The following is a 17,325-nucleotide window of genomic DNA, read 5'->3' as shown; positions in this document are numbered from 1 at the left end:
CCCCTAGGTGCAGCACCTGTTACGTTTGTTGCTCCCAACAGCCAAAGGCAGCCCCATGAACGGTTCGATCGGACTCTGCAGAGCGTTTGCCGCTGTGATCGGCGCCTTCTTGCTGGTTGAGGGCTTCTTGGGGTTATCGAGCCCCGTGGTGTTCGGTGTACTGAGCACCAACATGCTGCACGCCGTGATCCACATCGCGCTTGGCGCCGCGGGTATCTGGACCGGCCTCAGGTCGGGCGCACGACAATTCTGCCTGTTTCTTGGCATCCTGTTGCTCACCGTCGGAGCCCTGTGGTTCGTTCCCGGCATCCGCGAAATCATCATCTTGCTGCTCAACGTTAACGCGGCGGTTGCCTACCTCAACCTTGGCGTTGGCGCGGTCGCGCTCCTGTTAGCTCTCGCGGCTCGGGGCGCTGGCGTACGGGCTAGGGTCTAACAATTCGTCCAAGCCGACGCCGCTTCGCGGCGCGGCTTAACTCCGGTGTTAGGCCCCTTATGAGACAACTCGGCCTCCTCATTGCTTGTTCCCTGGCTCTCGCCGGATGCGGCTCGGACAGGGTTTCCGAAGCCATCGGAGAGCAAGTTCACACCAGCACGGTGATCGATTTGCGCTACGCAGAGGCTGGGGAGTGGGACCGGGTCTGTGTACTTGGTCCGTACTCCAATGACCAAACCGCCAAAGAAGCACTAGGTTTTGGCTGGCCTGTTCAGTCGCGCTCGTCGATTCAAGAGAGCGACGGCATCTCCCTGCTTCTATTCGCTCGCGGGCAGCACGTCGCGCGCTCGGTCGAACACCCGCGGGATCAGGGCGACTTTTCTGCGCTGTCCGGTCGCTGCTTCCCACGCGAGCAAGCGCAATTTGTCCTCAGGGCCGGGCGAGCTGACGGCTGGCCGGAGTTGGTCCCACGGAACGAGGCCTAACAATGCGTTCAAGCCGAAACCGCTTCGTTCCACCAAACACATGGCAGGTACAGCTTGCCATGTGTTTGGCTCCACTACGTGGTTCGGCTTAACTTAGGTGTTAGACGCTTGTTGAAACATTCTCTGCTCTCGCTACTAGAAGTACCGGGCACGCTGCGCGAGCCAGCTCTCGAAGAGGAACGGGCCGCACGCGGCTGGTCTGTCGAGCGCACGTGCAACGAACTAGCAGTACTTATCGCCAGGAACTACATGGCCGGCGAGCTCACCTTTGAAGTTGCGGATACCGATATGAACTGGCTATGGCCCTATTCTTTCAAGGCCGGCACGGCGTATCTGCCGGAGCCCTGTAACGAAATCTATCTAGCGTTCGACGCTGGCGAATGGAAAAGTTCCTCGGACCCAGCCGAGCTAGATCCCGAGGCGGCGTACACTCGGCCGGTGCTGGAAAAGCTATTGGCGCAAGATCATGGCTCAAGCGCCTAACAATTCGCCCAAGCCGACGCCATTTCGTGGCGCGGCTTAACTCAAGTGTCAGGCCGCCATGCGGTCTTTCGTCACCCCATTCACAGCTTCGTCAGTTTTTTTGGCGGGTTGGTCGCACGATGGTTGCCAATGGCCTCAGTGCGTTGCAACGTATCCCATCCCGTCCGTCCAGATAACAAGGAGACCCGACATGAAGACACTAGTTGCCTTGGCTGTGTGGTGCATCCTCTTTGTTCTTTGCTGGCCTCTTGCTCTACTGGCTTTGGTTCTCTGGCCAGTTGTTTGGCTGCTCGCCTTGCCATTCCGCTTGGTGGGCATCACGTTCTCTGCGTTATTCGCGCTCTTGCAGGCCATTCTCTTTCTGCCGGCCCGCCTCCTTGGTTGGCGTCGCGGGTCAATGTCGGCGCATCGTGCTGCAGCGGCCTAACGATTCAAGCCGAAGCCGCTTCGCAGCCCGACTTAACCTAAGCGTTGCACCGTTCATCACTCCAGGAGGAGCCATCAATTGAATCCGTTGAAGATTGCAGCCATCGCCTCTCTGGCCCTGGCTGCTTCTTGTGCATCGAGCCCCGTACTTTCATCCGGCTCATCCGCTGACAGTTATGAAGCCAAGCGGCAGGCTGATGGGGCGATCGAGATCGTCGTGACGGCCAGGTCGGAACGGCTCGCCTCGTCGTCGGGATCCGTATCTCTCGGGCTTACCGACCTGCTGGAGCAAGCGGCCGCAAAGGAGTGTGACGGTGCCTTTGAGCTTGAGCAGGACCCATCGCCGACGAGCAAGGTAAGTGACGGCCGGCTTATAGCTACTCTGCGGGGATTGGCCCGGTGCAAATGATGGAATCGCTCCTGTTCCCGACACCCTGCCGCCGTGGCCCATTCCGCTCGACCCTGCTTGCCGGGCAGCCTGATGGGAGATGACAAGCAGTACTGGTTTCCGGCCAGGACCTACGGTTGGGGATGGGGCCTCCCCTGCGCATGGCAGGGGTGGGTCGTTCTGGCGGCCTATGTGGGCGCACTCATCGGAATCAGCATCTGGAGCAACCCCGAGGTCTCGCCAGTCCGCTTCTTTGTGGGCATCGGGATCGCCACGGCGGTTCTGCTGGTGATCTGCGCGATCAAGGGCGAACGGCCGCGCTGGCGTTGGGGTGGCGACCGATGAGTGTGAAGGCCGAAGCATTCTGCCCTGCCGGCGTTGGCAACATCGGGGTTGGCTTCGACCTGCTGGGGCACACGTTCGACGGTCCCGGGGATCGGGCGGTAGTCCGACGGGTTGACCGGCCTGGAGTGCGCCTGCTCGCCATTCACGGCGACGCGCACGGCGCGCAAACGCTCCCAATGGAACCGGCCCGCAATACCGCCGGGCGGACGCTGCAGTCGTTGCTGCAGGCGACCGGCGCCAGCCACGGTTTCGAGATCGAGCTGCACAAGGGCATTCCGCTGGGCTCTGGTCTGGGCGGTTCCGCCGCGTCGGCAGTGGCGGCGGGCGTGGCTGGCAATGCCCTCCTCGACAGCCCGCTGCCGCGCGAGGCGCTCTACCCGCACGCGCTCGCCGGCGAGGCGGTGGCCACCGACAGCGTCCAGGGTGACAACGTCGGCCCGATGCTGGTCGGCGGCGTTGCGCTGGCCACGCCCGGACGCTTGCTGCGACTGCAGGCCCCGGAGATCTGGAGTGCGGTCGTACACCCGCACTTCGTGCTCGAGACCCGCAGCGCCCGTGCGGTGCTGACCGAGCCGTATCCGCTGGCCGACGTGGTCCGGCACGGCACGCACCTGGCGCTGTTCCTGACCGGACTGGCGCGCGGCGACCTGGAGCTGGTCGCGGCGGGCCTGCGCGACGTGCTGGTCGAGCCACGCCGGGCGGCTCTGGTACCGGGCTTCGCGCAGGTCAAGGTCGCGGCCCTGGACCACGGGGCGCTGGGCGCGAGCCTGTCCGGTGCGGGCCCCAGCGTGTTCGGCTGGTTCGCCACGCGGGAGGCGGCTACGCGGGCGCTGGTGGCCATGCGCGGGGCGTTCGCCGTGGCCGGGCTGGAGAGTGAGGGCTGGGTGGGGCAGGTCAACGGACCGCGGGCCGAGCTGCTGTCGATCGAGTGAGCTTTGGGCGGCTGGCGCAAGTTCGCGTGAACGGCTAGCTTCGGACGGATGAACAGCCCACTGAGCTTCCGTCCCGCATCCGGCGCCCTGCTCGCCGGTCCGCTCGCCCTGGCGCTCGCGGCGTGCTCGCCCGCTCCGGCACCCACCACCGCCGGCACGACGCCGGACGCTTCGACCGCCGAAGCACCAGCCGCCACCGCCCAGGATGCTTTCTTCGACAACCTCACCGCGTTGTGCGGCAACGCTTACGCCGGCAAGGTCGAAACCGACCGCCCCGATTCGCAGGGCAACAACGCCTTCGCCGGCCAGGCGCTGGTGGTGCACGTGCGCGAGTGCAGCGACGGGGAGATCAGGATCCCGTTCCACGTCGGCGAGGACCGCTCGCGCACCTGGATCGTGACCCGCACCGACGAAGGCCTGCGCCTGAAGCACGACCACCGCCTGGAAGACGGCAGCGACGACCCGGTGACCCTGTACGGCGGCGACAGCGCCAGCGAGGGCACGGCCAACCGGCAGGAGTTCCCGGTCGATGCGTTCTCGCAGGAGATGTTCACCCGCGAGGGCATGGACGTGTCCAACACCAACGTCTGGGCGATCGAGGTCGAGCCGGACGTGCACTACACCTACGAGCTGGGCCGCACCGACCAGGATCGCCTGTTCCGGGTGCGCTTCGATCTCGCCAACCCGATCGACGCGCCGCCGGCGCCTTGGGGTCACGAGTAAAGGAAAAATGCTGCCCGCCACGGTCCACATGGGCCGGACAGGCCAATCGCGACGGCGTTCACTCACCGGTGACTTTTTTGCGCCACAATTGCGACGTAAATGCACGCCGGAGGCAGCATGAACGCCGTACTGAACATTGATGCCGCGCACTTCGCCGACGAGCTGCGCGAAGAAGGAACCCCCTACATCTCCCCTGCCTTGTTCGCCGAGCGGATGCACATCTCGCTGCAGTCCCTGGCAGACCTTGCCCAGGTACACCGCAGCACCCTGCAGCGCTCACCAGGTACCGAGCGCGCACAGGCTTACATGCGCGAGGCGTTGGGTGTCGTCGGGATGATCCTGGAACTCAATGGCGGGGATTCCGATCGGGCCATCTACTGGTACCGCAATACGCCCCTCACTGAGCTTGGCGGCGGGACCGCCGAGTCGTTCGTACGCGAAGGCAAGGCCGAAGCAATCCGTCGCTACGTCCGCAATCTGTCGGCGGGCGCAACTGGATGATCGTGGCACCGGTCGACCTGTTGGCCTACCGGATGTTGACGCCACGCTGGTCGTTCCAGCCCCTCAGTGGCGCGGGCGCGGCCCGCGAAGGCGGCCGATTCAACCGACCGCGTACGCGAGCGCTCTACCTGTCACTGGAACCGGAAACGGCAGTTGCCGAGTTCTCGCAGGCCGAACCCCTCTTCAGCCCGGGCGTACTCGCGTGCTTTCGCATCCGGGTCGAGCAGGTCGCAGACCTGCGCGAAGGCTACAACCGCGATTGGGATCCGCTGTGGCGAGAGTGGGATTGCGAGTGGAAGCGGCTGTGGTTCATTGAGGGCATCGAGCCGCCGACATGGGCCATGGCGGACCTGCTGGAGGGCGCGGGTGCTCGGGGGCTGTTGTTCCCGTCCGTCAAGCGTCCCGGTGGTACGAACCTGGTGCTTTATCCGGAGCGCCTCACCGATGGCGACGAACTCCAGGTGCATGATCCGGAAGGGCAATTGCCCAAGTCCCAGAAGTCCTGGCGATGACGTGGGCTGTTGGCTCCGGCGCAATACGCCTTTGGCTATTGCGCCCTACCCTGGGGTCATGCGTCAGCGGCGGTCGTCCGGCAACCGCACCCGGAACCACGCCGCATACAGCGCCGGCACGAACACCAGCGTCAGCACCGTCGCGAACAGCAGGCCGCCCATGATCGCGGTAGCCATGGGGCCGAAGAAATCGCTGCGTGACAGCGGGACCATAGCCAGGATCGCGGTCAGGGCGGTCAGCACGATCGGGCGGAAGCGGCGCACGGTGGCCTCGACGATCGCCTGCCACGGCTCGGCGCCCTCGCTGCGGTCCTGCTCGATCTGGTCCACCAGGATCACCGAGTTGCGCATGATCATGCCCGCCAGGGCGATGGTGCCCAGCATCGCCACGAAGCCGAACGGCACCCGGAACACCAGCAGGAACACGACCACGCCGATCAGGCCAAGCGGCGCGGTCAGCAGCACCATGAAGCTGCGCGAGAAGCTGCGCAGCTGGATCATCAGCAGGGTGAACACCACCAGCAGGAACATCGGCACGCCGGCGGCGATCGAGCCCTGGGCGCGGGCGGAGTCTTCCACCGAGCCACCGATTTCCACCTCGTAGCCCGGCGGCAGGTCGGCACGGATGGCGTCCAGGGTCGGGTCGATCTGCGCGGTCACCTCGGCCGGCAGCAGCGCGCCGCTGACGTCGGCGCGCACGGTCATGGTCGGCACCCGGTCGCGGTGCCAGATGATGCCGTCCTCGAAGCCGTGTTCGATCTCCGCCAGCTGGGCCAGCGGCACCGGGCCGCCGGGGGTCTGGATCATCAGGCTGGCCAGTTGCTCGGGCGACTGCCGTTCGCGCTCGCCGCCGCGCAGCATGATCGAGACCAGCCGCTCGTCGTCGCGGAACACGCCGACCTCGGCGCCGGTCAGGGTCGCCTGCAGGGTCTGCGCCAGCTGGGTGGAGCTGACTCCCAGCGCGCGCACGCGGGCCTGGTCGAGCTCCAGCCGGATCACCTTGGACGGCTCGTCCCAGTCCAGGTTGACGTTGGCCACGTGCGGGTTGGCACGCACCTGCTCGCGCACCCGGTAGGCGATCTGGCGCACCTGGTCGATGTGCTCGCCGGAGATCCGGAACTGCACCGGGTAGCCCACCGGCGGGCCCATCTCCAGGCGCGTCACGCGCAGTTGCAGCTGCGGGAACCGGGGGGCGACTTCCTCCAGCAGCCACTCGCGGATGTCCTCGCGCGACTCCGTGTCCTTCGCGAGCAGCACGAATTGGGCGAAGTTGGCGGCCGGCAGCTGCTGGTCCAGCGGCAGGTAGAAGCGTGGCGCGCCGGTGCCGACCCAGGCGGTGTAGTTGTCCAGGTCGTCGCGGGTGGCCAGCATCTCCTCCAGCCGCAGTGCCTGCTCGCGGGTGGCGCGCAACGAGCTGCCCTCGGCCAGCTCCATGTCGATCATCAGCTCCGGCCGCACCGACTCGGGGAAGAACTGCTGCGGGATGAAACGGAACAGCAGCACCGAGGCGGCGAAGGCGGCCACGGTCAGCACGATCACCAGCCCGCGCCGGCGCACGCTCCAGGCCACCAGGCCGCGGAAGCGCCGGTAGAAGCCGGTGTCGTAGGGGTCGTGCGGGTGGCCATCGACCGGCTGCTCGCGCGGTCCGACGAGGTTGGCCAAGGCCGGATTGCGGTCGGCCCAGCGCTCGCGCCAAGCCCGCCAGCGCGCCGCCAGCGAGCCGGGTCGCGGGGCCGCGTTTGCCTTGCGCGGGTCCGGCAGCAACTTGTCGCCCAGGTACGGGATGAACACCACCGCGGCGATCCACGACAGCAGCAGGGCGAAGGTCACCACCTGGAACAGCGAGCGGGTGTACTCGCCCACGCTGGAGGCGGCGGTGGCGATCGGCAGCAGGCCGGCGGCGGTGATCAGGGTGCCGGTGAGCATCGGGAAGGCGGTCGAGTCCCAGGCGAAGGCCGCCGCGCGGGCACGCTCGAAGCCCTGCTCGAGCTTGATGGCCATCATCTCGATGGCAATGATCGCGTCGTCCACCAGCAGCCCCAGCGCGAGCACCAGCGCGCCCAGCGAGACCTTGTGCAGGCTGACCCCGAACACCTCCATCGCCACGAAGGTCAGCGCCAGCACCAGCGGGATCGACAGCGCCACCACCAGCCCGGTGCGCCAGCCCAGCGAGAGGAAGCTGACCAGCAGCACGATGGCCACCGCCTCGGCCAGCACGCGCACGAACTCGCCGATCGACACCCGCACCGCGGCCGGCTGGTCGGAGACCTTGCGCAGTTCCATGCCCGCCGGCAGCGCGGCCTGCAGGTCCGCGACCTCGCGCTCCAGCGTCCGCCCCAGGGTGATGATGTCGCCGCCCTTGCGCATCGCCACGCCGATGCCGATGCCGTCCTCGCCCATGAAGCGCATGCCCGGGTCGCGCGGGTCGGCGTAGCCGCGGCTGACGGTGGCGATGTCGCCCAGGGACAGGGTGCGTTCGCCGGCCCGGATCGGCAGCGCGCGCACCTGCCCGACGGTCTCGAACTGCCCGCTCACCCGCACCGGCACGCGGCTGTCGGCCAGCTCGAAGTAGCCGGCCGGCATCATCGCGTTCTGTTCCTCGAGCTGCTGCTGCACCTGCGCCGGGGAGATGCCCAGCGTCGCCAGCCGGGTGTTGTCCAGCTCGATCCAGATGCGCTCGTCCTGCACCCCGAACAGCGCCACCTTGCCCACGTCGGGCACGCGCTCGATCTGCAGCTGCAGGCGCTTGGCCCAGTCGTGCAGCAGGGCGTGCTCGAAGCCCTCGCCGGTGAGCGCGTACAGGTTGCCCCAGGTATCGCCGAACTCGTCGTTGAAGAACGGCCCGACGATGTCGCGCGGCAGCTGCGGGCGCAGGTCGCCGACCTTCTTGCGGATCTGGTAATTCAGCTCCGGGATCTCGCCCGAACGCATGGCGTCGCGGGCGGCGAAGATCACCTGCGACTCGCCGGCGCGCGAGTAGGAGCGGACGAACTCGTAGTCGCCGGTCTCCATGATCCTGCGCTCGATCGGCTCGGTGACCTGCCGGGCGACCTGCTGCGCGTCGGCGCCGGGCCACAGGGTGTGGATCACCATCACCTTGAAGGTGAACTCCGGGTCCTCGCTGCGGCCCAGGTTGCGATAGGAAAAGGCACCGGCAATGGCCGCCACCAGCATTGCGTAGACCACCAGGCTGCGGTGGCGCAGGGCCCAGGCGGAGAGGTTGAAGCGCATGCTCAGGGGGTCCCGTCGCCGGGGGCCACGCTGCGGCCTTCGGCGTCCACCGGCCGTACCGCCATGCCCTCGCGCAGCAGGTGGCCACCGGCGGCGACCACCCACTCACCCGCCCGCAGTCCCTCCATCACCGCGACTCCATCGGCGGCGTAGGCGCCGGCCTGCACCGGTCGCAACGCCACGGTGGAATCCGCGGCCAGCACGAACACGGCCTTGCCGCCCTCCGGGTTGGGCTGAAGCGCCGCCAGCGGCACCGACAGCGTGTCCGCCCCGCCATCGGGCAGGAACACGCGGGCGCTCTGCCCCAGCTCCAGGGCGCCGGGCGGAGCGTCGATCGTCGCACGCACCTGGTAGGTGCGGGTGGTGGGGTCCGCGGCGGGCGCCACTTCGCGGACGCTGGCATTCAACCGCCCGCCCTCGCCGGTCCACGGCTCGACCTGCACCGGGTCGCCCGGGCGGATATGGCCGACCTGCCCCTCGGCCACGGCGAACACGACCTCGCGGTCACCGTCGGTCGCCAGCGTGAATACCGGCTGCCCGGCCCCGAGCACCTGGCCGGTCTCGGCATGCAGGGCGGCGATCACGCCATCGGCCGGCGACAGCAGCCGGGTATGGCCGGCCTGGTTGCGCGCCAGCTCGAGCTCGGCGCGGGCGGCATCGACCTGGCCCTGGGCGGCGGTGGCGGCGGCGTTCTGGGTATCGAGCGTGGACCGGCTGACCAGTTGGTCCTCGGCAAGCACGCGAAACCGCGCCTGGTCGGCCCGGGCGCGCCCGAGCTCGGCCTCGGCGGCCGCGAGCTGGGCGCGCGCGGCGCGCTCGCGGGCCTGCAGGTCGTCGGGCTCGAGCCGTGCCAGCAGCTCGCCGCGCTCGACGCGGTCGCCGACCTCGGCCTGGCGCTCGACCATCCTGCCGGCGACCTGGAAGCCCAGCTGGGTCTCGTGGCGGGCCCGGATCTCGCCGGCCAGGGAGGTCCCGGTGCCGGCGTGGGCCCCGACCCGGGTGACCAGCACGGTGCGTGGGGCCTCGGGCGCCTCCTCCCTGCCGCCGCAGCCGGAAACCAGTACGCAGGCCAGCAGCGCGATGGCACAGCGGTGCAGCAACACACGGGAGGGGACAGCAGCACGCATGGTGGCGCTCCGGCCGGCGCGGGATTGCGCGGACTCTAATACAGAACCCGGTGGTATGGTATTGCCCATGCGTGATGAACCCGTGCCCGCCGCCTCGCCCGAGGACACCGCCCCGTCGCCCGCGGCACGCGGCCCGGGCCGCCCGAAGGACCTGGCCAAGCGCGCCGCGATCCTGCAGGCGGGTACCGTCCTGTTCGTGGACAACGGCTACGAGGGCACCAGCATGGAAGCCGTGGCCGCCGCGGCCGGGGTGTCCAAGCTCACCGTCTACAGCCACTTCGGCAACAAGCAGGGCCTGTTCGTGGCCGCCGTGCAGGCCCACTGCGAGCGGATGCTCCCGGACGCGCTGTTTGCCCGTGCGCCGGAAACCCCGCTGGCCCAGCGGCTGCACTCGGTGGCCCGCGCGGTGCATGCCTTGTGCACGAGTCCGGAGGCGATCGCCGCCAGCCGCGTGCTCGGCGCCCCCGGGATGGCCGGCTCGCAGGAAGCGCGGCTGTACTGGGATGCCGGCCCGGCGCGGCTGCAGGCCGACCTGGAAGCTCTGCTGGCCCGCCGCAGCGCGCGCGGGGAGTTGCGCCTGGACCCCGCCGATGCCCAGACCATCGCCACCGCGGCCAGCCAGTTCATCGCCCTGCTCACCGGCCCCGCGCAGGTGCGGCTGGTGCTGGGCTGTGACCCGGCGCCGGTGAACCCCCAAACCCACATCGCGGCCGCGGTCGCGACCTTCCTGCGCGCCTGGGCGGCGGATCCGCCGGCAAACTGAACCGGCCGCGGCCATGACCCGGGTCGTGGTGACTAATGGCACTGAATGCGCCCGCCCGCTGCGGCGATGCTTTGGCCCGTCGCGCCAGCCTTCACCGCCCGCGGGCCGGTAGAATAGGCGGTTGCACGCGAACCCCCGAGAGCCGTCACATGAACACCTTCGATTTCACCCAGGCACGCGACTTGATGGTCGAACAGCAGATCCGCCCCTGGAACGTGCTCGATCCGCGCGTACTGGAGGTGCTGGGAAGCGTGCCGCGCGAGGACTACGTGCCGCAGGCGCAGCGCGAGCTGGCCTATGCCGACGTCACCCTGCCGCTGGCCCATGGCGAAGTGATCATGAAACCGGTGGTCCAGGGCCGGGCGCTCGAGGCGCTGCAGGTCGGCCCGGAGGAGGACGTGCTGGAGATCGGCACCGGCAGCGGCTACCTGACCGACTGCCTGTCACGGATGGCCCGCGAGGTGCTGAGCATCGAGCGCCACGCCGACCTGGCCGAGGCCGCACAGGCCCGCCTGGTGCGCCAGGGGCGCGCCAACGTGCGCGTGCAGCACGCCGATGCGTTCGGCTTCGAGCCCGGCCGCCAGTTCGACGCCATCTGCGTCACCGGCGCGGTGACCGACATCCCGGCGACGTTCCTGGAATGGCTGAAGCCGAACGGCCGCATGTTCATCGTGCGCGGCCACGCCCCGGCCATGGAGGCGGTGCTGGTCCACCAGCAGGTCAACGCCCCGCGCATCGAATCGTTGTTCGAGACCCATGTCCCCTATCTCGCCGGCGCCGAGCCGGTACCCGCCTTCGAGCTCTAGTCGATGACCCTGCGCCCGCTTGCACTTGCCTCCGCCCTCGCCGCCCTGCTGCCACTGCAGGCCGGGGCCACCGACCTGATGGACACCTTTGAGCTCGCCCGTGCCGGCGACCCGCAGCTGTCGATCGCCGAGTCCAGCCGGCTGGCCACCCGCGAGGGCGCGGTGCAGGCGCGCGCGGCGATGCTGCCGCAGCTGTCGGGCAGCGCGCGGCTGAGCCGCAGCGAGAGCAAGGGGCCGGCCAGCACCACCCAGTTCGACCCGGTCACCGGCGAACCGGTCACCTACACCGGCAACACCGATCGCGAAAGCACCACCCGCAGCTACGGGGTGGATGTCAACCAGATGGTTTTCGACCGCTCGCGCTTCACTGCCCTGCGCAGCGAGCGCGCGCTCAGCCGCGCCAGTGACTTCGACCTGGAGGCGGCCGGGCAGAACCTGATCACCCGCACCTCCGGCGCCTACTTCAACGTGCTGGTGCAGCTGGAGACCCTGGCCGCCGCCGAGGCCGCCGAGGCCGCGCTGCAGAAGCAGTTCGACTTCGCCTCCCGGCGCCTGGACGTCGGCCTGGCTCCGATCACCGACGTGCACGAGGCCCGCGCGCAGTACGATGCCGCCCGCGCCAACACCATCCTGGCCCGCAACGCGGTGGCCGACGCCTACCAGGCGCTGGCGGAGATCACCGGGGTCGAGGTGCGCAACCTCCGCGGCCTGCCGGACGATTTCCAGCCGAAGCTGCCGGTAACCGGCGGGGCCGACGAATGGGTGGCCACCGCGGTGGACAACAACCCCTCGCTGCAGGCCGCCGGATTCAACGTGCAGGCCGCCGAGGCCAACGTCGAGACCGCCCGCTCGGGGTACTGGCCGACCCTGTACCTGGGCGGCGGCTACTCCGAGTCGACCACCTGGGGCACCCAGACCTTCAGCGCCGACGGCCTGCCGATCGACGCGACCAACCCGATCGGCTCCGAGAGCCGGGGCCCCAGCGTCAACCTGACCCTGCAGGTGCCGATCTTCAACGGCGGGGCGACCCGCTCGCGGGTGCGCCAGGCCATCGCCCGCCGCGACATCGCCGGCGACCAGCTGGTGCAGGAACGCCGGCAGCTCGAGCGCAACACCCGCAACGCCTACCAGACCCTGGTTGCCGGCGTGAGCGAGGTCGAGGCGCGGCGACTGGCGCTGGTCTCGGCGCAGGCCGCCTACGACGCCTCGCAGGTCGGGCTGGAAGTCGGCACCCGCACCGTGCTGGACGTGCTGAACAACCAGCAGAACCTGTTCCAGGCCCAGCAGGCCTACGCGCAGGCGCGCTACAACCACCTGCAGCAGCGGCTGTTGCTCGAGCAGGCCGCCGGCACCCTCGACGCGGGCGACCTGCAGGACATCAACCGCCTGCTGACCGCCGACGCCGAGTCCCGCGTCCAGGGCACCCTGCCCTACTGACCCGGGGGCAGGACCGGGCGCAGCAGCACCAGCGTCTGCGCCAGCGCACCGCGGCCACTCTCGACCAGCTCGCGGCCGGCATCGACCATGCCGCCGCGGGCCTCGTCATCGCTCAGCAACGCGGCCAGCTCGGCCCCGACGCCGTCCTGGTCGGCGCCGATGCGCAGCGCGCCGCTGTCGAGCATGCGCCGCGATATCTCGCTGAAATTGTGCAGATGCGGCCCGGTAACGATGGGCGTTCCGGTGGCGGCCGGCTCCAGCAGGTTGTGGCCGCCGACCGGCTGCAGGCTGCCCCCGACGAAGGCCACGTCGGCCGCGGCATAGAACTGCACCAGCTCACCCAGGGTATCGACCACGAACACCGCATCGTCGCGGGACGGCCAGCGCCCGCGTGAGCGGGTCGAGACCGGCCAGCCTGCCGCGCGTGCCTGGCTGGCCACCGTGCTGAAGCGCTCCGGGTGCCGCGGCGCCCACAGCAACAGCAGGCCAGGGAACCGCGCACGCAGCCGGCGGTGGATGGCCAGCACCGCCGCCTCCTCCTCCTCGTGGGTACTGGCGGCGATCCAGACCGGGCGGGCCCCGGCATGCCGCCGGCACTCGGCGGCGAACGCTTCCAGGCCCTCCGGCACCGCCACGTCGTACTTCAGGTTGCCCACCTCGACCACCTGCTCGCTCCGCGCGCCCAGGCGCACGAAGCGCACCGCATCGCCCAGCGACTGCGCGGCGACGGTACGCACGGTGCGCAGTGCCCGCCCAACCAGCGGGGCGAGCACCCGGTAGCCGCGCAGCGAACGCTCCGACAGCCGCGCGTTGAGGATGAACACCGGCAGTCCGCGGTCGCGGCAACCGAACAGCAGGTTCGGCCACAACTCGGTCTCCATGATCAGCGCGGCGTGCGGCCGGTAATGATCGAGGAAGCGGCCGACCGCACCGGGCAGGTCGTAGGGCAGGTAGACGTGTTCGATGTCATGGCCCCACAGCGCCCGTACCCGCTCCGAGCCGGTCGGGGTGATGGTGGTCACCAGCAGCCGCAGGTCGGGGCGCCCGCGGCGCAGCGCGTTGATCACCGGAACCGCGGCATTGACCTCGCCCACCGACACCGCGTGCAACCACAGCACCCGCGGCCCGGGGCGCTGGTGGTAACGGCCGTAGCGCTCGCTCCAGCGGTGCAGGTAGGCCTGCTGGCGGAAGCCGCGCCAGATCAGGTGGTACACGGTTACCGGCACCAGCAGGTACAACACTGCCGAATACAGGCCGCGCAGCAGGCGCTCGATGGGGTCGTTCCGCATGGCGGGCAGGATACTTCAGCGCCGCCGCTCATCCTCCTTGCGGCGTCGACGCCTAGAATGGCCGGCGATGGCCGAAACCGACTCCCCCACCTCCCCCGGGCCTGCGCCGAGCGGGCCGCGCCATTGGCCGCACTGGCTGGTACTGGGCCTTGCGATCTGTGCGGCGCGGCTGCCGTGGGGCGTGCAGCGGACGCTGGGTGCGCTGCTGGGCCGGCTCGCCTTCGCGGTCGCCGGCGACCGCCGGCGCGCGGCGCGCACCAACCTGGCGTTGTGCTTCCCGCAGATGCCGGAAGCCGAGCGCGAGGCCTTGCTGCGCGGCGCCTTCCGCGACCTGGGCATCGGCCTGTTCGAGTTCGCCCGCGCCTGGTGGGGCGATGCCGGGCCGATGCGCCGCAGCGTCCGCATCGAGGGCCTGGAGGCGGTGGAGGCGATCCGCGCCAGTGGCCGCGGGGTGCTGCTGGTATCCGGGCACTTCATGACCCTGGAAATGTGCGGCCGGCTGATGTGCGACCACCTGCCGCTGGCCGGCATGTACCGGCGCCACCGCGGCGCGGTGATGGAATGGGCGGTCAAGCGCGGGCGGCTGCGCTACGCGGCGGCGATGTTCGGCAACCACGAGTTGCGCCCGGCCATGCGCCACCTCAAGAAGGGCGGGATGCTGTGGTACGCGCCCGACCAGGACATGCGCGGCAAGGAAACGGTGTTCGTGCCGTTCTTCGGCGTGCCCGCGGCGACCATCACCGCCACCCACCAGTTCGCCCGGATGACCGGCTGCGCGGTGGTGCCGTTCTTCCACCGCCGCGAGGGCGCCGACTACGTGCTGCGACTGGGCGAGCCACTGCCGGACTTCCCCTCCGAAGACGCGGTCGCCGACACCGCCCGGGTCAACCAGGCGATCGAGGAGATGGTCCGCCGCGCGCCCACCCAGTACCTGTGGATCCATCGCCGCTTCAAGCGGCGGCCGGAAGGCCTCGACGTCCCCTACCGCTGAGGGGCGGCATCCGGCGCCGGTTCGCGCGAGAGCAGGCTGCCGGCATACAGCGCCGCCAGCAGCAGGGTCAGCCCACCCCAGAAGGTCGAATAGAACGCCAGGTGGGTGTTGAGCGGGAACACCGTCACCGCCAGCGCCCACATCGCAGGGCGCGCGCGCTCGCGTGCGGCGGCGTCGGCGAAGCTCCAGGCACGCCACGCCAGCGCCGCGCCCGCCAGCCACAACAGCAGGCCGAAGAAGCCGGTTTCGCTCAGGATCTCCAGCACGATCTGGTGGGCATGGAAGGCCGGCCCCTCGCCCCAGGCGGGCGCTTCCCCGGGCACCGGGTCGCAGCCCGGAAAGGCCTCGCGGAAGCCGCGCGCACCGATCCCGTTGAACGGATGCTCGCGGGCCATGCAGGCCGCGGCGCCCCAGATCCGTGCCCGCCCCGACAGCGCCTCGTCCACCCCGTCCTCGCCGCCCTGCACCAGCTGGGTGGTGCGCACCACCCGTTCGCGCACGTCCGGCGAGACCACGGTCAACGTGCCCAGCAGCAGCACGCCGACACCGAGTACCGCCAGCAGCCGGCGCCAGCCCAGCAGGCGCCAGCCGGAAACCGCCAGCACCAGCGCGTAGGTCAGCCAGGAGGCGCGGGAGCCGGCCAGCAGCACCACCACGCCGATGGCCGCCGCCGTCACCAGCCAACCGGCGGTACCGAGCCGCCGGCCGGTCCAGAACAGCGCGAACGGCGACAGGCTGGCGAGTACGATGCCCAGCTTCAGGTTGCAGGGACCGAGGATGCCGCTGAGGCGGTCAACCGTGGTCACCTCCTGGGCGGAACACATGCCGCGTCCACTGATCACCTGCTTGATCGAGTCGATGCCGAAGAACAGCGGGCTGGTGCCGGTCATGGCCTGCGCCAGCGCATCGAGGGTCCAGGCCGCGACGATGATCGCCAGCCCGCCGAAGGTGATCCGCCGGCCACGCCGGTTCGCCACCGCCGAGGCAACCAGCCACAGGAACGGCAGGTAGCGCAGGTCGACCGCGGCCTCGCGCAGGGCCCGTCCCGGGTCGACCGAGTCGAACGCGGAGGCCAGTTCGGGCAGCCAGTAGGCGAAGAACAACACGCTGGTCAGCGCCCAGGCCTGGTGGCTGAGCAGCGCGATGCCGCCGCGGAAGCGCGAGGCGACCAGCCGGTAGACCGCCAGCAGCGCGCCCAGCACCAGCACGCCCTCGGCGTAACCGGGCGCCGGCCACAGCGCCACGTGGGCGAGGATCCAGGCCGGGGCCCAGCGCCAGCCTTCGACCGGCGCCTGGTCATGCGCCGGAGCGTGGTGGAGCGTGGGGGCGGAATCAGTGTGCGAGTTCGGCATAGACGGCGAGCGTGGCGCTCTGCATCGCTTCCAGGGTGTAGGGGATCGTAGCCGGTGGAACCGGTGGGCGGTCGATCAGCTCCCGCGCGGTGGCGGCAAGCGCGGGCGCATCGAAGGCGGCCACCGCGCCGGCGGGCTGGAGCTCGCGCAGCAGCTCGCCGGTCCCGCCATGGTCCCAGCCCAGCACCGGGCGGCCAACCGACAGCGCCTCCAGCACGGTGCGGCCGAAGGCCTCGGGCTTGCGCGAGAGCTGCAGCACCAGGTCGCTGGCGGCATAGGCACGCGCGATCGCATCGGTGGCCTCGCTGAAGGCGACCACGTCCGACAGCCCCAGCGCCGCCGCCCGATCCTCGAGTTCCGCCAGGTAAGCCTCGCGTCCCGCCTGGCGGCTGCCGGGCAGCCACAGGCGGGCATCCGGGCCGCCGGCGCGCAAGGCAGCCAGCAACTCCAGCGCGTCGGCGTGGCCCTTCAGGCGGGTGCCGCGCCCCGGCAGCAGCAATAGCGGACCCTCGCCGGCCAGCGCCGGATGCTGCTGCGACGCCCGGGCGCGCGCGGCGCGGTCCAGGCCCCCGGCCCGCGGGAAGGCCCCGGGATCGATCCCGCGCGGGATGACCCGCAGCCGTGCGGGATCGGTGTCGGGGTAATGCCGCAGCACGTAGTCGCGGACCGTGCCGGACACACAGATCACCCGCTCCCCGCGCGTCATCACCCGGCTGTAGCGCGAGGGCGAGTTCAACCCGTGCACGGTGGTCACCACCCGCGGGCGCTGCTGCGGCGCGATGCCGCGCAACGCCAGCCACGCGACCCAGGCCGGCAGCCGCGAGCGCAGGTGCAGGATGTCCGGGCGCTCGCGCCTGATCAGCGCGCGCAGCGGGATCGCCCTGGACAGGGCGGCCGGGGACTTGCGACCGGTATCCAGTTCGAAGTGCCGGGCGCCGGATGCTTCAAGGCGCGGGACCAGCCGCCCGCCGGCGGACACAACCAGCGCGTCATGGCCGGCCCGGACCAGCGCCTCGGCGATCTCCAGGGTGGAGCGCTCGACCCCACCGGATTCGAGTGCCGGCAGCAGCTGCAGGACCTTCAGCCGGCGCACGGGCG

General features: G+C 70.0%; 18 protein-coding genes. 13 read left to right on the top strand and 5 right to left on the bottom strand.

Annotation, left to right across the window (positions count from 1 at the left end; genetic code table 11):
* Nucleotides 1–55 precede the first annotated feature (55 nt).
* The 9 genes from LY625_RS12450 (at nucleotide 56) to LY625_RS12410 (ending at nucleotide 5,231) form a co-directional block, all read left to right on the top strand.
* Nucleotides 56–436: a DUF4383 domain-containing protein gene (locus tag LY625_RS12450; RefSeq protein ID WP_233740629.1), complete on the top strand. Its 381-nt coding sequence runs from the start codon at nucleotides 56–58 to the stop codon at nucleotides 434–436.
* A 596-nt stretch (nucleotides 437–1,032) separates the two neighbouring features.
* Complete coding sequence (locus LY625_RS12445) at nucleotides 1,033–1,404, top strand: hypothetical protein (RefSeq protein WP_233740628.1); 372 nt, start codon at nucleotides 1,033–1,035, stop codon at nucleotides 1,402–1,404.
* Between the two features lie 190 nt (nucleotides 1,405–1,594).
* Nucleotides 1,595–1,831, top strand: coding sequence for a hypothetical protein (locus LY625_RS12440; protein WP_233740627.1), 237 nt, complete (start codon nucleotides 1,595–1,597; stop codon nucleotides 1,829–1,831).
* Nucleotides 1,832–1,909: 78 nt separating this feature from the next.
* Nucleotides 1,910–2,239 (top strand): hypothetical protein, encoded by a 330-nt coding sequence (locus LY625_RS12435; protein ID WP_233740626.1) that lies wholly within the window; start codon nucleotides 1,910–1,912, stop codon nucleotides 2,237–2,239.
* Between the two features lie 72 nt (nucleotides 2,240–2,311).
* Nucleotides 2,312–2,563, top strand: coding sequence for a hypothetical protein (locus LY625_RS12430; RefSeq protein WP_233740625.1), 252 nt, complete (start codon nucleotides 2,312–2,314; stop codon nucleotides 2,561–2,563).
* On the top strand, nucleotides 2,560–3,495 hold the full coding sequence (locus LY625_RS12425) for a homoserine kinase (RefSeq protein ID WP_233740624.1): 936 nt from the start codon (nucleotides 2,560–2,562) through the stop codon (nucleotides 3,493–3,495). Before LY625_RS12430 ends, LY625_RS12425 begins: the two co-directional genes overlap by 4 nt.
* A 48-nt stretch (nucleotides 3,496–3,543) precedes the next feature.
* Nucleotides 3,544–4,218 carry a hypothetical protein gene (locus LY625_RS12420; protein ID WP_233740623.1) on the top strand — a complete coding sequence of 225 codons (675 nt, stop codon included), beginning with the start codon at nucleotides 3,544–3,546 and terminating at the stop codon, nucleotides 4,216–4,218.
* Between the two features lie 117 nt (nucleotides 4,219–4,335).
* A complete protein-coding gene (locus LY625_RS12415; RefSeq protein ID WP_233740622.1) occupies nucleotides 4,336–4,719 on the top strand; it encodes an antitoxin Xre/MbcA/ParS toxin-binding domain-containing protein in 384 nt (127 codons plus the stop codon).
* On the top strand, nucleotides 4,716–5,231 hold the full coding sequence (locus LY625_RS12410) for an RES family NAD+ phosphorylase (protein WP_233740621.1): 516 nt from the start codon (nucleotides 4,716–4,718) through the stop codon (nucleotides 5,229–5,231). Before LY625_RS12415 ends, LY625_RS12410 begins: the two co-directional genes overlap by 4 nt.
* A 63-nt stretch (nucleotides 5,232–5,294) precedes the next feature.
* Here LY625_RS12410 and LY625_RS12405 read toward each other — a convergent pair whose 3' ends face one another.
* Together LY625_RS12405 and LY625_RS12400 are read right to left on the bottom strand one after the other, a co-directional pair.
* Complete coding sequence (locus tag LY625_RS12405; protein ID WP_233740620.1) at nucleotides 5,295–8,462, bottom strand: efflux RND transporter permease subunit; 3,168 nt, start codon at nucleotides 8,460–8,462, stop codon at nucleotides 5,295–5,297.
* A 2-nt stretch (nucleotides 8,463–8,464) separates the two neighbouring features.
* The gene (locus tag LY625_RS12400; RefSeq protein WP_233740619.1) at nucleotides 8,465–9,589 is read right to left on the bottom strand and encodes an efflux RND transporter periplasmic adaptor subunit; all 1,125 of its coding nucleotides are present in this window, start codon (nucleotides 9,587–9,589) and stop codon (nucleotides 8,465–8,467) included.
* 67 nt (nucleotides 9,590–9,656) lie between these two features.
* Between LY625_RS12400 and LY625_RS12395 the strand changes: the two genes are divergently transcribed.
* From LY625_RS12395 to LY625_RS12385, 3 genes are all read left to right on the top strand, one after another.
* Nucleotides 9,657–10,352, top strand: a complete 696-nt coding sequence (locus tag LY625_RS12395; RefSeq protein WP_233740618.1) for a TetR/AcrR family transcriptional regulator — start codon at nucleotides 9,657–9,659, stop codon at nucleotides 10,350–10,352.
* 149 nt (nucleotides 10,353–10,501) lie between these two features.
* The gene (locus LY625_RS12390) at nucleotides 10,502–11,158 is read left to right on the top strand and encodes a protein-L-isoaspartate O-methyltransferase (protein WP_233740617.1); all 657 of its coding nucleotides are present in this window, start codon (nucleotides 10,502–10,504) and stop codon (nucleotides 11,156–11,158) included.
* 3 nt (nucleotides 11,159–11,161) lie between these two features.
* Nucleotides 11,162–12,595, top strand: coding sequence for a TolC family outer membrane protein (locus tag LY625_RS12385; protein ID WP_233740616.1), 1,434 nt, complete (start codon nucleotides 11,162–11,164; stop codon nucleotides 12,593–12,595).
* Here LY625_RS12385 and waaA read toward each other — a convergent pair.
* Nucleotides 12,589–13,884, bottom strand: a complete 1,296-nt coding sequence (waaA, locus tag LY625_RS12380; protein ID WP_233740615.1) for a lipid IV(A) 3-deoxy-D-manno-octulosonic acid transferase — start codon at nucleotides 13,882–13,884, stop codon at nucleotides 12,589–12,591. The two genes, LY625_RS12385 and waaA, sit on opposite strands and share 7 nt — an antisense overlap.
* Before the next feature lie 67 nt (nucleotides 13,885–13,951).
* On the opposite strand from waaA, the gene lpxL reads away from it, so the two are divergent.
* Nucleotides 13,952–14,875: an LpxL/LpxP family Kdo(2)-lipid IV(A) lauroyl/palmitoleoyl acyltransferase gene (lpxL, locus tag LY625_RS12375; protein ID WP_233740614.1), complete on the top strand. Its 924-nt coding sequence runs from the start codon at nucleotides 13,952–13,954 to the stop codon at nucleotides 14,873–14,875.
* Here the strand turns inward: lpxL and LY625_RS12370 are convergent.
* The gene (locus LY625_RS12370) at nucleotides 14,866–16,227 is read right to left on the bottom strand and encodes an O-antigen ligase family protein (RefSeq protein ID WP_233740613.1); all 1,362 of its coding nucleotides are present in this window, start codon (nucleotides 16,225–16,227) and stop codon (nucleotides 14,866–14,868) included. The two genes, lpxL and LY625_RS12370, sit on opposite strands and share 10 nt — an antisense overlap.
* Nucleotides 16,208–17,320 carry a glycosyltransferase gene (locus LY625_RS12365; RefSeq protein WP_233740612.1) on the bottom strand — a complete coding sequence of 371 codons (1,113 nt, stop codon included), beginning with the start codon at nucleotides 17,318–17,320 and terminating at the stop codon, nucleotides 16,208–16,210. Before LY625_RS12365 ends, LY625_RS12370 begins: the two co-directional genes overlap by 20 nt.
* Nucleotides 17,321–17,325 lie beyond the last annotated feature (5 nt).

This window comes from Lysobacter sp. GX 14042 (genome assembly GCF_021390425.1).
Lineage (GTDB): Bacteria > Pseudomonadota > Gammaproteobacteria > Xanthomonadales > Xanthomonadaceae > Novilysobacter.
This window is presented reverse-complemented; position numbering and strand designations above follow the sequence as displayed.

Excerpts from the sequence above, each read along its gene's own strand:
- LY625_RS12405 (WP_233740620.1), bottom strand. The coding sequence starts at position 8,462 with ATGCGCTTCAACCTCTCCGCCTGGGCCCTGCGCCACCGCAGCCTGGTG.
- LY625_RS12390 (WP_233740617.1), top strand. The coding sequence starts at position 10,502 with ATGAACACCTTCGATTTCACCCAGGCACGCGACTTGATGGTCGAACAG.
- LY625_RS12385 (WP_233740616.1), top strand. The coding sequence starts at position 11,162 with ATGACCCTGCGCCCGCTTGCACTTGCCTCCGCCCTCGCCGCCCTGCTG.
- LY625_RS12395 (WP_233740618.1), top strand. The coding sequence starts at position 9,657 with ATGCGTGATGAACCCGTGCCCGCCGCCTCGCCCGAGGACACCGCCCCG.
- LY625_RS12420 (WP_233740623.1), top strand. The coding sequence starts at position 3,544 with ATGAACAGCCCACTGAGCTTCCGTCCCGCATCCGGCGCCCTGCTCGCC.
- LY625_RS12400 (WP_233740619.1), bottom strand. The coding sequence starts at position 9,589 with ATGCGTGCTGCTGTCCCCTCCCGTGTGTTGCTGCACCGCTGTGCCATC.
- LY625_RS12425 (WP_233740624.1), top strand. The coding sequence starts at position 2,560 with ATGAGTGTGAAGGCCGAAGCATTCTGCCCTGCCGGCGTTGGCAACATC.
- LY625_RS12410 (WP_233740621.1), top strand. The coding sequence starts at position 4,716 with ATGATCGTGGCACCGGTCGACCTGTTGGCCTACCGGATGTTGACGCCA.
- LY625_RS12415 (WP_233740622.1), top strand. The coding sequence starts at position 4,336 with ATGAACGCCGTACTGAACATTGATGCCGCGCACTTCGCCGACGAGCTG.
- LY625_RS12370 (WP_233740613.1), bottom strand. The coding sequence starts at position 16,227 with ATGCCGAACTCGCACACTGATTCCGCCCCCACGCTCCACCACGCTCCG.
- LY625_RS12450 (WP_233740629.1), top strand. The coding sequence starts at position 56 with ATGAACGGTTCGATCGGACTCTGCAGAGCGTTTGCCGCTGTGATCGGC.
- LY625_RS12430 (WP_233740625.1), top strand. The coding sequence starts at position 2,312 with ATGGGAGATGACAAGCAGTACTGGTTTCCGGCCAGGACCTACGGTTGG.
- lpxL (WP_233740614.1), top strand. The coding sequence starts at position 13,952 with ATGGCCGAAACCGACTCCCCCACCTCCCCCGGGCCTGCGCCGAGCGGG.
- LY625_RS12440 (WP_233740627.1), top strand. The coding sequence starts at position 1,595 with ATGAAGACACTAGTTGCCTTGGCTGTGTGGTGCATCCTCTTTGTTCTT.
- waaA (WP_233740615.1), bottom strand. The coding sequence starts at position 13,884 with ATGCGGAACGACCCCATCGAGCGCCTGCTGCGCGGCCTGTATTCGGCA.